Raw genomic sequence first — 12,419 nt, 5'->3', positions numbered from 1 at the left:
CTCATGGTGTTCCGCTTTGTTTCTTTGGCGAGAAGAAGCGTACCAGAACCGGCAGTTGGCCTCTTCTCTCCTATGCACCATGGGTGTTGCAGTTATTATCTGAATTCGCGCCCATCAAAGTTCATACCTCTAATTCCCATGAAATATGAATACTCAATCTCACCGTTGCTAGCTAACTCCCTAAGTGAATTTAGATTTATATCAATTTCTTTTAATACATCAGATAATGAATATGCCATTTTGTTACAGGCATTTTGAAATGATCTTATAATAAGAGTGTTGAATGCAGAATATACTTGAGTGGAAAACTCAGTGCCGTTATCCAACCTCACAGCAAAACAGTAGTCAAAACCATCCTTTTGATTGGTTATTTTGTTAAGGATGTCACTTTTAACCAAGGAAATGAACTTAATTACATTGTCATGGTTGGTGTTTATATACATACCTACATCATGACTGCCCTGCGAATGTCTCAACATCAATATTGGATATTCAGAAATGCATGTAGTCACTAGCAAGGATAGTATAGGGTCATCTGTTTTATATTGTGGGTAACTACCGCCACAATGTTTTCTGAAAAAATCAAAAATGTTTTTTCCAGCTATTTCTAATGAGGATAGTGAAAGAGATATACTATCTCCTATTATCCCTTCAGTTGCTTGTCTAATCCTAATCTCTTCAATTTTCTTCGCTAGAAAATGAACAACCTCATTCTGAACCTCTGATAGTGATGCTGCGATTTTGTCTAGTTCTTCAGGTTTCTCAGAATCAATGGCAAGGCTGTAGGTTAACAACCTTGGTCCAATGTAACTTGCTATTAGTCTTATCTTGTGATTAACGTCCATATTCTTTTCCAAGTAAAGAAGCGACTCTTGAAGTTGACTCTTAATAGGATTGGTTTACAGGTTATCATAATTAGGAAGATTATTATCTTATGCCAAGACTAAATTTTGGTTATGAGGACTGCAGGCGTGATGGGCGAAACGTAATGAGACGTTCACGAAAACCAGTTGTCGCCATTCTGTAGGCATTTTGGCCCGTAGGTTTGATTGGCGAAGCGTAATCAGACGTTCGCGAAACCCGGTTGTCGCTGTTCTGCTGGTAATCCTCTGGTTTCCCCTTTACCAATTGCCGCAGGTCAAGGATATGGCCGATGACGCCTCGCAAGCCGCACTTGCTCGCTAACATTAAAGGGAGCAGCACAGTGCCAGGAGGCCAGACATGAATACGGAGCAAGCCATCGGACTGATCGAGGCCCACGGGGTCTTCCACGGGGATCACTACAGCTTCAACAGCGACGAGTTCGTGCAGTGGTGTCGGGAGGATACTCACCAGTCCCTCAGCCTGGAGCAGGCCAATCACGAGCTGGCGCCCTTCTGCATCCGGGTCGGTTACGCCGAGCCGGTCCGGTCGTGGCGTTACTATCTCACCTGAGATGTGACGCAAAGGTCGGGACGAGCCGCGCGATGCGGTGAATCAGTGAAAAAGGAGCCGGCAAGGCTCCTTTCTTGTGATGGGCAGGGCGCTGGGCGAGGGCCCTAGTTGTCGAAGTTCCAGGCGATGGGCAGCTCAAGATCGAAAACAAGCTGATCTCCGTCGAGGGTGAAGGCCACGCTGGTCTGGTGCTGGTCGTATTCGTCGATAAGGCGGCAGCTCTCGGAAAAGTTGGATTCGTAGCCGAGGCGGGCAGTGCCGCCGGTGCGAGCCTCGTCGAGTTCCACCCCCAGCACCCGCAGGGGATCCTTCTGGCTGAGCTTGACCCGGCTGTCACCCACATCCACCAGCCGCTCCAGCAGGGGGAAGAAATCCTGCTTGTTGGCCTCGATGGCCCGGGCGATGGCCTGCTCCAGCTCGGTGGCGCTGGCAAGGGCGGGATCCAGCGTGTAGCGGGTCTGGATGCTTTCCTGAGTCAAATTGTGCTCCTTGGGGCAATGAACCTGCGTCGGCCATCAGCACGATAGGCGGTGAGCAAGGCATGCCTAGCCATTAAATAAGGTAGTGATTCATTCTGGTGGATAAAACCATCACAAAAAGCCGATGAAGGCAGCATATTGCTTTTCGTCAGGCGGGAATGCGGCCATTGCGCACCAGGGCCCGGCGGATATTTTTGCACATCTTGCCGAAGCGGTTGAGCTCGTCGAAGCTGGGCGGGATGCCGCGATCGATCTGATATTGCCAGTAGCAGAGGTCCGTATCCACCAGCTCCATCAGCTTCTTGGGGCAGCCGATGCAGGTGTTGTCCGGTCCGCATTTGAAGGTATCCGGTTGATAGAGCGGAAATTCCGCCTTCACGGCGTCGATGATCTGCTGCATGGCGGTCATGCGGTCCGGCTTTCTGCTCACGGCTCGTTCCCCGGCGGCTTGTATGGGGGAGTCATTATATCCCTGACAAAATGTGAGCCAATGACGCTTAGGAGGTAGTCCGACTTGCGTGCACGCCACCGCGCCCCGGATCCTGCGCCTGCTTCCCCCCTGGTGGCCTCTTCTGTCTGGCGCCGTTTCGGGTCATGATGAAAGCCCCGAACGAACCACTTTTTGACTGACCCCTCTGGAGGTGTGATGAGACCCTGTGCCCTGCTGTTGCTTTTCCCCCTGGTGTGCCAGGCCGAGGCCAGCCCGAGTGAACCCGTGCAGGAAGGTACCCTGGCCAATCAGCAGCTGATCCGGGATGCCATGGTGGGGGTCGCATCCTGGGTGGCCACCAAGGGGTGTGACGCGCCGGAGCGCTTCGTGCCCGTGGTGCTGCACCTTCCCGAGGGGGAGCCGGGCAGTCGCCACTGGCAGGAGCGCTGGACGGTGACGGGCTGTGGCAACGACTATCCCGTGGTGATCGATTTTCGGGAGACCGGGATGCAGAGCGCCATGTGGACCATTGCCCGATAGGGTCGGCGCAGCCATCTGCGAGCTGCAAAGATGACAACGCCCGGCAAGCCGGGCGTTGGAACAGGGTGAAGGGGAAAGCCCGTCATCAGAAGTCGTGGTAGAGGGGCCAGCCGAGCAATGGATGCTTGAGACCGGCGCGCATCTCTATGTTGTCGAGCTTCTCCGGCGAGGCGTCCTCTTTTTGCAACTGCTGGTACTGACGCACAAACCCCAGGGTATGCAGCAGGTTGGGCACAAAGCCCGGGCTCAGCTCCTGACGCAGGGCGGCGGCCATGTCGGCGGGCAACGCGCTCAGCATCAGGGTGAGCTGGGCGGCGAGGTAGTCGGTGTCGTACCAGCCCTCGTCGAGCTCAATCTCCCGCGCCAGCTTGCGCTTGAGATCCTGCTTCACCTTGAGGGGGGCGGCGCCACTGCCCTTGCCGCAGAGGATGCGGTAGAGCAGGGCCTCGGCCAGCTTGTCCTCCATGGTGGGGTGGTCGCTCTCGCAGGCGAAGAAGTGCTGGTCGATGAGCGCCATCAGGCGGCTCTTGTTGTGCTCGGTCAGCGCCTTCTCGTACTCCTGCCACCCTTGCCACTCCTCCACATCGGGGGGGCTGGAGATCTTGTCCAGCAGGCGCGCATCCACGTCACCGTAGAGGCTGTTGCCAGCCTGCTTGGGGCTGACGGTGATGAGCATCGACCAGCCCTTCTGGAACGGCTTGATGGGGCCTTCCGGCGCCTGCAGCAGGGCCAGGGCCTTGGCCGGGTCCCGTTGGGAGAGCTCCTGCAGACCGAGGCTCACCACGCCGATGACGTCGTGGGCGGCCTGCTCCAGCAGGTGCATCTTGTACTTGTTGTAGTACTTGTCGGCGAATTTGAGGCTCATCAGCACCGCCTTGCCCTTGATGGCGGCGAGCTGCTGCTGACTCAAGAGTTCGTTGTCGCGGCCAAAGCGCAGCACCTGGGTCAGAAAGGGGCCCTGGTTGGCATCGCGAATGACTAACTGCATGAATGGGCTCCTTAATCCAGAAAGCTGAACATGTCGTCGACGTCACCGTACTCGTCTTCCTCGACCTTGTTCTTCTCTTTGGCCTGCATCACCAACTCGGCGGCAAACTTGTTGATGATGCCGTCCCAGGTGGAGTGCTCGTTGCGCAGCAGCGACTTGATGGATTTTTCCACCTCGGGGGCCAGCTCGCGAATGAGCATCAAGAGGCTGCGCGGGTCGTCCAGCGCGTAGTCGTGGACATCCTCACTCTGCTGGCGCTCGCTGTAGCGCAGGGACTCTTCGAGATCTTCCTCTTCGGCGTGCAGCACGTCGCGATAACCTTCGTCCTCTTCATAGCGATCGCCGCGATAGAACTCGATGAAGGGGATGGCGAGGTAGAAGAGACCGGCCGGATCTTCGGCCACGCACTCGAGGATCTCCCGCTGCTTGGCTTCGCTATCCTGGGTGCGGATCAGGTAGTTGAGGAAGTCGAAGGTGTGCTGTTGCAGCTCGTCGGCGTTGTTCTTGATCGCCTCTTCCCAGTAGAGGGGCTGCTGGCAGACGATGTCGCGGATCCGCTCCGGGGTCATCAGCTCGGAGATGATGGAGGGGAAGGAGATGTCGTGCTGGCCGTTGATCTGGGTCAGGGTAACGATATCAATGTTTTCAATCACTTCTGCCAGCTGGTCGTCAGACATGGTCTTGGCGATCAGCTCGAACTTCTCGCTGGCCTGCTTCGGCTCGATGACGGCCAGCTCTTTGATCTCGATGGCGGTAATTTCTATCAGACTGTTGCTCATGCCTTGCCCCAATTAGAAACGGACTTCGTCGTACATATCCTGATCGCCGTCGTCATCACCATAGCGGTCGCTGCCGCCGTGGTAATCGGCGTCGGCATCTTCCCCGTCTTCCTCTTCTTCGTCCCGCAACTCATAGTCGTCATCACCGCGGTGGCTGCCGCGGGGCAGCGGGTTGTCCAGCAGGAACAGCACGGCGCAGGCTTCCATCAGCTGATCTTCGCTCTGTGCCCGCACCGCCTTGACCAGCGGCAGGATGGCGTTGTTGAAGCCGACGCTCACCTTGAACTCGTCCCAGGAGGGCTGCTCGCCGCTGGCGAGCCACTTGTTCCACTGCGACTTGACCTTGGCCGGGAACTGCACCCGGCCATAGAGGGCGAGCGGCAGGTATTCGGGCATGAACTCCAGCATGCTCATGTCGGCCAGCAGCAGGGCCTTCATCTGGTCGGTGAACTGCTCGAGCCCCTTGGGGTCATCCTGATCCCGGTAGGATTCGATGTTCTCGCTGGCATCGCTTTGCAGGGCCTTGAGCCGTGCCTGGTCCCATTTTTTTTGCATAGTCGCTCTTCTTGCCTGGTGGCTCAGGGGTAGAACTGGTCCCACATCTCCTGCATGGCAGCAGCGGGATCGGTCACGATGACGTTGTTGAAATCCTTGATAAAGGCGGCCCGCTGTTTCGGATCGGACAGCACTTCATAGGCCTGCTTTACCTGGTGCAGCCGGGCGGCTGCCTGCTCTTTCTCTTCTTCGCTCGCCCCGTGCAGCTTGTCGGGGTGGTACTGGTTCGACAGCCGTCGATAGGCTTTTTTGATGTCGTTTTCACTGGCGTTGGACTTGACGCCCAACACCCGGAAGTAGTTGTTCATGACGGATCCTGCCTCACTGGCATGGTGGAATTCATCCTGTGTCGACCTGGTGGCGCAACGTCGGCAAACCAGGCTCGGCAAAAACCGGAGATTTTAACGGAAAGCCGGCGCCTCTGCCATGAAAGTGCGGTCTTTCTGTACGAAAAGAGCGGGCGGTGCGAGATGGCGGCGGGGCTACACTGGCAGAGGGGGGCGGCAGGCCCCGGCGTTGCCCGACCCCCTCTTGTCCGAACCATCCGGATTCTGCCGTCACAAGGAGTCATCGCCATGGTCAAGTCCGCGTTTTTCGTGCTCGCGCTGGCAGGCAGTGCCGCCTCTGCCAGCGACATATTGCCCGTCTCGCCGCTGATGGGGGATGTCACCAGGGCCCAGTTCATGGAGCGCGCCGCCCAGCGCTTCGCCCTGCAAGACAAAAACGGTGACGGCGTGCTGTCGGTTGCCGAGAAAGAGGCCAACCTGGCAAAGCTGGCTGGCGTGATGCAACAGGCTGGCAAGCCGGTCCCGGAGCGGATGAGCCAGCTCAAGCCGTCGCGGGAGACCACCAGGGCCCAGTTCATGGCGCGGCAGGAGGCGCTCTTCTCTCGCCTGGACAAGAACGGTGACGGGGTGATCGGGGAGTCTGAGCGTCTCGACATCAAGGCCAATCTGGAGAAGCGGGCGATGGAGGCCGCCCAATAGGGCGGGTTGTCAGCCTTCTGATGAAAAAGAGCCCGGTAGCGATACCGGGCTCTTTGTATCTCTGGCATGAAGGGGGCTACCAGCTTGCCCAGAGCAGCCGCAACCTGAGCCCCCAGGCGCTGCTCCAGCCGGTGGTGCTGCTCACCAGAGCCCCATCCTTGATGACGAGGAAGGTTGGCGTCACCCCCACCTGCCAGCGGGCGGCCAGATCCCCGGACTCGTCGTTGTGGGTGGGGAAGGTCAGCCCCTTCTTCGCCATCCCGGCGCGCAACGGCTCATCGCTGCCGGAGCGCAGGGCCACCGTCAGCACATTTTCACCCTCCTGCCAGAGCTGCTCCACCGTGGGAGTGGTGAAGCGGCACACCCCGCACCAGCTGGCCCAGTAGTAGACCAGCAGGGGCTTGCCGCGGCTCTGCTCGGCCAGCGTGGTGGTGGTGCCGTCCTGCAGGGTGAAGGGGGTCTCCATGGCCCCCGCCGGCAGGGTGGGGCTGCGCCACAGATCCACCAGAGTGGTGATGACGAGCGCCATCAGCAGCAGCCAGAGCGCCTCCTTGCCCCAGCGGCGCCAGCGGGGTGCCTTTATGCCTGTATCCTCGGCCATGGCTTAGCTCCGCTTGGCCAGCTCGGCTTTGACCAGCTGCTCCAGCTCGTCATAGGGAATGGCACCCGGTACCAGCTGGTTGCCGATAAGGGTCGCCGGGGTGCCTTGCACGCCCAGCAGGGTGCCGATGCGCAGGCTGTTGCGCAGCTCCTCGGTGGCCTTGCCTGCGGGCTTGAGGGTCAGGTTGTCGGTGGCGGCCAGCGCCTTGTTGATGTCCGTCTCGGTCAGCATCCCCTGCTTGCTCATGAGCTTGTCGTGCAGGGGGAGGAAGCGGGCAGGATCCTGTTGCCACAGGGTCAGGCTGTACTGGGCTGCCTTGGCGGAGGTCTGCCCCTTGAACGGCAGCAACTTGATCACCAGCCCCAGATCGTCCGGATAGGCCGCGAGCAGCTTGGCGACCGCCGGGTCGAACTGCTTGCAGTAGGGGCAGTTGTAGTCGGTGAACAGCACCAGGGTCAGCTTGGGATGCTTGGCGCCGAGGCGCGGGCTGGTGGGGCTGTTGAACAGCACATCCTGGTTGCCCTTGATGAAGTCACCCATCTGGGCCTGCTGGGTCGCGGCGTTCTGTTTCTCCCAGGATTCGGCTGCCTCGTCGAGGATCCCGGGGTTGGCGATCAGGGTCTCGCGAATGAGCTCCTTGATGCGGGCCTCCTGCTCCGGGGTGAAGGGGGCGGCGTGCAGCGTGGGGGTGCCCAGGGTGGCGGCGACCAGGGCGGTGCAGAGGGTCAGGGTTCGCAGTCTCATGGCATTCTCCTTAGAAATGGGTGGCATCGGCCTGAACGAGGCCGGCCTTGTGCAAGCTGTCGAGCAAGTCGGCCTTGTCCAGCAGGGGAGAGAGGACCTCTCCTTCCGGCTGACCGGGCCCGTAGATCTGGTTGAAGGGAACGGCGGCTGCGCCACGCTGGCGCAGGAAGGCGGAGATGGCATCGCTCGGCCGGCTCCAGTCGCCGCGAAGGGCTACCACGTCCGGGGCCGACAGGGCGCGCTGCACCTCGTCACGCAGCAGCACGTTGTATTTGTTGGCCTTGCAGGTGACGCACCAGTCGGCGGTCACATCCACGAAGACCCGCTTGTTCTGGGCCAGGGCGTCGGCGATGGCCTGTTCGGAGAGCGGCTGCCAGGCGATGCGATCGACGCTGCCACCCCCTTTCACCGTGAGGGCGCCCCCCAGCAGCAGGGCGCCGCCGATGAGTGCCGAGAGAGAGAGGGCCAGGGTGAAACCGCGCAGGCCATAACGCCAGAGGATGCCCATCAGCAGCGCCAGCACCATGGCGGCCATCAGCCAGCCGGTGGCCGTGGTGCCCAGATGGTTGCCAAGCAGGCTCGCCAGCCAGAGGCTGGAGCCCAGCATCATCAGCCCGAGCAGGATGCGCAGTCGCTCCATCCAGCGCCCCGGTTTGGGCAGCCAGAGGGCGAGGCGCGGCAGGGCCGCCACCAGCAGCCAGGGCAGGCTCATGCCAAGGCCGAGGGCCGTGAAGATGAGCCAGAGCTGGCCGAGGGGCGCCGCCAGGGCAAAGGCTACCGCGGTGCCGAGGAAGGGGGCCGAGCATGGAGTGGCCAGCAGGGTGGCGAAACTCCCCTGCAGGAAGTGACCGCCGAGCCCCTCGCCGCCGCAGGTGGCGAGGCGAGTGTTGAGGTTGCTGGGCAACCTTATCTCGAACAAGCCCAGCAGGTTGGCGCAAAACAGCAGGGTGACCAGCACCATGAAGCCGATGAAACCGGCGCTCTGGAACTGGATCCCCCAGCCGACCGCCCCTTGTGTGGCGCGCAGCAGGCTGCTCATGGCTGCCAGCACCCAGAAGGAGGTGATTATCCCGGCGCTGGCGGCGAGGAACTGCTTGCGCACGCCTCCTTGTTCGCGCCCCTGCTGCTGCAACACGGTGCCGAGTTTCAGGGCCAGCACCGGCAGCACGCAGGGCATCAAGTTGAGGATGAGACCGCCGAGCAGCGCTGCCCCCAGCAGCCAGAGAAGTGGCTGCCCCGGGGCCGGCAGGGCGAGGGGATCGGCGATGGAGGCGCGGGTCTGCCAGGCCAGCTCGCCGCTGGTGAGCAGCAGGCCGAGGGACTGACCACGCAAGTCTGGGGCATCCCCCTGCCAGCCGTCGCTGACCGGCACCCGGGCAATCAGGGTGGTGCCGCTTACCTCGAGCGCGGGCTTGCCGAACTCGGCCCCCTCCAGCGCATCGATGAAGAGCGCAGGCTCCTGCCACCCCTCGACCCGCTCGGCCCGCAGTTGCAGCTGGTTGTGCTGGTAGCCGAGCTCGACCCGGGTGTCGGCGGGCAGCGTCTGTGGCAGGGTGCTCATGGCCCGGGCCCAGGCGAAGTCAAAGCCGGCCGGCGCTTGCTCATCCGCCGCCAGGGTGAAGGGGTAGTCGGTCAGGATGCAGACATTGCTGCAGGTGGAGAGGCGCAAGGTGCCCTTGAGCGGCTGCCCGGCCGGGTAGCTCAGGCTCAGGGGGAAGCGTACCTGCTCCTGATAGCCCTGGGTGTTGAGCCCGGCCACCTCGAAGGGGCGCGGCGTGGGCCAGTGCCACTGGAAGTCGCCGACCGGCTCATCCCACAGGATCTGGGGCGCAATGCCCCCTTCACCCGGGCTGTGCCAGTAGGTCTTCCAGCCTGACGCCAGCTGGACATCGAGCAGGATGCGGGTTTGATCCGGGACGCTGCGGTCGGCTTGCAGCCTGACCTTGGCGTGACTGTTCTGGGGGCGGGTGAGCCACCCCGTATCGCTGGCCAATCCGCTGGATTGCCACAGCAGGCTGCCCAGTAGCAGGGCCGCCTTGAAGAGATTCGACATGTGTTGGGTCTCGCAAAAAATGAGTGACAGCAGGCTGAAAAAGCGCGGCTGAACTCATTCCCGCCAGACGCAGAGAGTGAGGTGCAGTCGCCGCTCCGGCGGCGAGACATTGATGGGGGGAGGCAGTGCCGGCGCGCGCCGTGACAGGGGCACCAGCAGGGCAATCACGAAGGCGATGGCGAAGAAGAGTTGCTCCACGCACATCAGACTGGCGGCGCTCAGCCACTTGCCGTTGAGCTGGCAGCTATTGGGCTGCACACTGGCGGGCGTGCCCTTGTCAGCCTGGTCGTCGGCTGAGGCAAACTGGGGCAGGGTCTGGCAACTCACGGCGTGATCGAGCAGGGCGAGGCGGGCCAGCGGCTGGGCCGCGCAATTGAGCACCAGCAGGCAGACCAGCAGCAGGAGTCGTGTCGCCGCGCGTTGTTGCAAAATCATGCTCGCCCCGTTCATCAAGATGGCCACATCCTAGCGGGCAATGGCGGGTGGGGCAAGCCGGGGTGACCGGTGACGTCCGGGGCTGGTCGGTTCTGTCTGGCGAACGCTTGTTCGCTAAAAGGGGGACCAGTATACTGCGCCGAGTCAAATTCCGAGGTGTTCGATGCTCAAACTTGCCCGTGTGCTGCTGCTGGCACTGCTGCTCGTCTTCTGGTTCCTGTTCGGCCTGTTGCTTTGTCTGGTGCGCCCGCGCCACCCGAACAACGTCTATGTCTTCGCCCGCATGTATCATGCGGTCTGCCCGCTGATCGGCCTCAAGGTCCGGGTGACGGTGGCCGACGAGGTCAAATCGGTGGGGCCTGCGGTCTACGTCTGCAATCACCAGAGCAACTACGACATCTTCACCGTGACCGGCGCTGTGCAGCCCGGCGTGGTGGCCGTGGGCAAGAAGAGCCTGCTGTGGCTCCCCTTCTTCGGTCTCATCTTCTGGCTCTCCGGCAACGTGCTGATCGACCGCTCCAACCGCTCCCGCGCCATCGGCACCATCGGCCAGGTGGTGGATCGCATCAAGCATCGCGGCACCTCCATCTGGATGTTCCCGGAGGGGACCCGCTCCCAGGGGCGTGGTCTGCTGCCGTTCAAGGCGGGGGCCTTCCATACAGCCGTCCAGGCTGAGGTGCCCGTGGTGCCCATCGTCTGCTCCAGCTACTTCGGTCAGGTCGATCTCAACCGCTGGGACAACGGCGAGGTGCTGCTGGAAGTGATGGCCCCGGTGTGCAGCAAGGAGCACGGCGCCGCTGGCATCCGCGAGCTCTCCGACACCTGCCGGGAGAAGATGGAAGCCAAGCTGGCGGAGCTGGATGGCAAGCTTGGCCATCGGCCGGCGGCCTGAGCCCGGTTGCAGAGAAGAGAGGGAGCCGCTGGCTCCCTTTTTTTATTGGTGAAAATCACCATCTTGTTGGTTTTTTTCACCACGCTGTATCCAATGAACATCCATCGTCAACTTTCATCTTATTGTAAATAAAGGAAAAAATATTCTGGCACGGCTCTTGTAATGTCATGTGAAGAGAGTGACACCCCATCAACAAGGAGCCAGACCATGAGCGTATTCAGCCGCCTGACCGACGTGATCAATGCCAACCTGCACAGCCTGCTCGACAAGAGCGAAGAGCCGGAGAAGATGCTGCGGCTGATGATCGAGGAGATGGAGCAGGTCCAGGTCGAGATGAGAACCCAGGCCGCCCGCGTCATCGCCGAACAGAAACAGCTGGAGCGCCATCAGCAGGCGCTGCGCAACCAGATCCAGGAGTGGGCAGCCAAGGCCGAACTCGCCATCCAGAAGGGCCGCGAAGATCTGGCCCGTGCCGCCCTCACCGAGAAGCTGGCGGAGATGAAGCAGTGCGAGCGGCTGGAAGAGGACAAGGCGCGGGTGGCCGAAGTGCTGGCCCAGCTCACCGCCGACAGCGAGCGACTGGCGGCCAAGCTGACCGAGGCGCGGGAGAAGCAGAAGATGCTGACCTTGCGCGAGCAGACCGCCCACAGCCGCATCCGCGCCCGTGCCCAAGTGGACAACCAGCGCATGCACGAGCTGGTGGCCCGTTTCGACGGCTTCCAGAACCGGGTCGATCAGCTGGAGGCCCAGCTGGAGGCGGCGACCCTGGGGCAGAATCCGTCCCTCGAGGCCCAGTTCCGCGAGCTGGAGCTGAACGACGAGATTGAGCGGGAGCTGGCCCGGCTCAAGGGTCAGAAGGTGGAGGCATAACCATGACACCCTGGCCCAAGGATCTCGCCCATCGCAAGCTGACCGGGGTCTGCGCCGGTCTTGCCAGAGGGCTGGGGGTGTCCAGAGTGACGGTGCGGGTGGTGGCTCTGCTCGCCCTGATCCTGATGCCACCGCTGGCCCTGGCGCTCTATCTGGTGGGGGTGCTCGTCATGCCTCCCCGCCGTGAACTTCAACGCTGGCTGGGGTGATCTCCGGATCGCCCCGTCGGCAAGTGCAAGCCCGTGAGGAGCACAACATGCTGGAATTTATCGTCTTGATCCTGGTGCTGATCGGCATGGCACTGACCGGATTCACCGTGCTGGCCATGCTGCTGGTGAGCGGGGTCTTCGTGCTGTTTGGCGCCCTGGCCGGCATGTTTGCCCTCATCATCAAGCTGGCGCCCTGGTTGCTGGTGGTGCTGGTGGTGTGCTGGCTCCTCAGCAACAGGCGCAAGCAGTCGAACACCTACCGTTAAGCCCCCCTGATTTCGCATCCTTCCTTGGCCACTGCTTGCAGTGGCCCTTTTTATGGTTCATCGCGGCTTTCCGGGGAAGGCCGCCTTGATTTTCAGAAAAAAGTATTCTGAGTCCCTAAATCCATATGCCATGCGCTTTATCACTTTGATCTTGTTGT

The 12,419-nt window shown here is 61.0% G+C and carries 19 protein-coding genes; 7 read left to right on the top strand and 12 right to left on the bottom strand.

From position 1 onward, the window contains the following. Positions 1 to 95: 95 nt before the first annotated feature. Positions 96 to 845 carry a hypothetical protein gene (locus PG883_RS20750; protein ID WP_270807942.1) on the bottom strand — a complete coding sequence of 250 codons (750 nt, stop codon included), beginning with the start codon at positions 843 to 845 and terminating at the stop codon, positions 96 to 98. 376 nt (positions 846 to 1,221) lie between these two features. Between PG883_RS20750 and PG883_RS20745 the strand changes: the two genes are divergently transcribed. Next, positions 1,222 to 1,434, top strand: coding sequence for a hypothetical protein (locus tag PG883_RS20745; RefSeq protein WP_041214386.1), 213 nt, complete (start codon positions 1,222 to 1,224; stop codon positions 1,432 to 1,434). A gap of 104 nt (positions 1,435 to 1,538) precedes the next feature. On the opposite strand, the gene PG883_RS20740 is transcribed toward PG883_RS20745, so the two are convergent. Continuing rightward, positions 1,539 to 1,913, bottom strand: a complete 375-nt coding sequence (locus tag PG883_RS20740; RefSeq protein ID WP_041214387.1) for a hypothetical protein — start codon at positions 1,911 to 1,913, stop codon at positions 1,539 to 1,541. A 148-nt stretch (positions 1,914 to 2,061) separates the two neighbouring features. After that, entirely contained in the window at positions 2,062 to 2,313 is a 252-nt protein-coding gene (locus tag PG883_RS20735; RefSeq protein ID WP_039039818.1) for a hypothetical protein, read from the bottom strand. A gap of 246 nt (positions 2,314 to 2,559) precedes the next feature. On the opposite strand from PG883_RS20735, the gene PG883_RS20730 reads away from it, so the two are divergent. Beyond that, positions 2,560 to 2,883, top strand: coding sequence for a hypothetical protein (locus tag PG883_RS20730; RefSeq protein WP_052130383.1), 324 nt, complete (start codon positions 2,560 to 2,562; stop codon positions 2,881 to 2,883). 85 nt (positions 2,884 to 2,968) lie between these two features. On the opposite strand, the gene atcC is transcribed toward PG883_RS20730, so the two are convergent. From atcC to atcJ, 4 genes are read right to left on the bottom strand one after another with little or no spacing between them, the layout of a single operon-like run. After that, positions 2,969 to 3,871 (bottom strand): cold adaptation protein AtcC, encoded by a 903-nt coding sequence (gene atcC / locus PG883_RS20725; protein ID WP_270807938.1) that lies wholly within the window; start codon positions 3,869 to 3,871, stop codon positions 2,969 to 2,971. An 11-nt stretch (positions 3,872 to 3,882) separates the two neighbouring features. After that, positions 3,883 to 4,650: a cold adaptation protein AtcB gene (gene atcB, locus PG883_RS20720; protein WP_103244693.1), complete on the bottom strand. Its 768-nt coding sequence runs from the start codon at positions 4,648 to 4,650 to the stop codon at positions 3,883 to 3,885. A gap of 12 nt (positions 4,651 to 4,662) precedes the next feature. Continuing rightward, the gene (atcA, locus tag PG883_RS20715) at positions 4,663 to 5,205 is read right to left on the bottom strand and encodes a cold adaptation protein AtcA (protein ID WP_270807934.1); all 543 of its coding nucleotides are present in this window, start codon (positions 5,203 to 5,205) and stop codon (positions 4,663 to 4,665) included. A 23-nt stretch (positions 5,206 to 5,228) separates the two neighbouring features. After that, positions 5,229 to 5,513: a cold adaptation protein ActJcold adaptation protein ActJ gene (gene atcJ, locus PG883_RS20710; protein WP_024943298.1), complete on the bottom strand. Its 285-nt coding sequence runs from the start codon at positions 5,511 to 5,513 to the stop codon at positions 5,229 to 5,231. A 267-nt stretch (positions 5,514 to 5,780) separates the two neighbouring features. Here atcJ and PG883_RS20705 point away from each other — a divergent pair, with 267 nt between their 5' ends. Continuing rightward, positions 5,781 to 6,191, top strand: a complete 411-nt coding sequence (locus PG883_RS20705) for an EF-hand domain-containing protein (protein ID WP_041212307.1) — start codon at positions 5,781 to 5,783, stop codon at positions 6,189 to 6,191. A 76-nt stretch (positions 6,192 to 6,267) separates the two neighbouring features. Here PG883_RS20705 and PG883_RS20700 read toward each other — a convergent pair whose 3' ends face one another. The 4 genes from PG883_RS20700 to PG883_RS20685 are packed head-to-tail and all read right to left on the bottom strand — an operon-like array spanning position 6,268 to position 10,024. Next, complete coding sequence (locus PG883_RS20700) at positions 6,268 to 6,792, bottom strand: protein disulfide oxidoreductase (protein ID WP_270807930.1); 525 nt, start codon at positions 6,790 to 6,792, stop codon at positions 6,268 to 6,270. Between the two features lie 3 nt (positions 6,793 to 6,795). Beyond that, positions 6,796 to 7,536, bottom strand: coding sequence for a DsbA family protein (locus tag PG883_RS20695; protein WP_010672791.1), 741 nt, complete (start codon positions 7,534 to 7,536; stop codon positions 6,796 to 6,798). A gap of 10 nt (positions 7,537 to 7,546) precedes the next feature. Continuing rightward, positions 7,547 to 9,589, bottom strand: coding sequence for a protein-disulfide reductase DsbD family protein (locus PG883_RS20690; protein WP_270807928.1), 2,043 nt, complete (start codon positions 9,587 to 9,589; stop codon positions 7,547 to 7,549). Positions 9,590 to 9,643: 54 nt separating this feature from the next. After that, complete coding sequence (locus PG883_RS20685) at positions 9,644 to 10,024, bottom strand: hypothetical protein (RefSeq protein WP_270807926.1); 381 nt, start codon at positions 10,022 to 10,024, stop codon at positions 9,644 to 9,646. A 163-nt stretch (positions 10,025 to 10,187) separates the two neighbouring features. On the opposite strand from PG883_RS20685, the gene PG883_RS20680 reads away from it, so the two are divergent. From PG883_RS20680 to pspG, 4 genes are all read left to right on the top strand, one after another. Continuing rightward, the gene (locus PG883_RS20680; RefSeq protein ID WP_039039739.1) at positions 10,188 to 10,916 is read left to right on the top strand and encodes a 1-acylglycerol-3-phosphate O-acyltransferase; all 729 of its coding nucleotides are present in this window, start codon (positions 10,188 to 10,190) and stop codon (positions 10,914 to 10,916) included. Between the two features lie 207 nt (positions 10,917 to 11,123). Further along, the gene (gene pspA, locus PG883_RS20675; RefSeq protein WP_010672795.1) at positions 11,124 to 11,786 is read left to right on the top strand and encodes a phage shock protein PspA; all 663 of its coding nucleotides are present in this window, start codon (positions 11,124 to 11,126) and stop codon (positions 11,784 to 11,786) included. 2 nt (positions 11,787 to 11,788) lie between these two features. Beyond that, on the top strand, positions 11,789 to 11,995 hold the full coding sequence (locus tag PG883_RS20670) for a PspC domain-containing protein (protein ID WP_010672796.1): 207 nt from the start codon (positions 11,789 to 11,791) through the stop codon (positions 11,993 to 11,995). A gap of 47 nt (positions 11,996 to 12,042) precedes the next feature. Beyond that, positions 12,043 to 12,261 (top strand): envelope stress response protein PspG, encoded by a 219-nt coding sequence (pspG, locus tag PG883_RS20665; protein WP_010672797.1) that lies wholly within the window; start codon positions 12,043 to 12,045, stop codon positions 12,259 to 12,261. 57 nt (positions 12,262 to 12,318) lie between these two features. Here pspG and PG883_RS20660 read toward each other — a convergent pair. Next, positions 12,319 to 12,419, bottom strand: a 101-nt coding sequence (locus PG883_RS20660) for a transposase (RefSeq protein WP_167576793.1), incomplete at its 5' end; no start/stop codon positions are given.

Source organism: Aeromonas sp. QDB25 (genome assembly GCF_027707725.1).
In the GTDB taxonomy this organism is placed as follows: Bacteria; Pseudomonadota; Gammaproteobacteria; order Enterobacterales; family Aeromonadaceae; genus Aeromonas; species Aeromonas caviae.
Note: the sequence above shows the minus strand (reverse complement) of the source record. Positions and strands in the feature narration are given on the sequence as shown.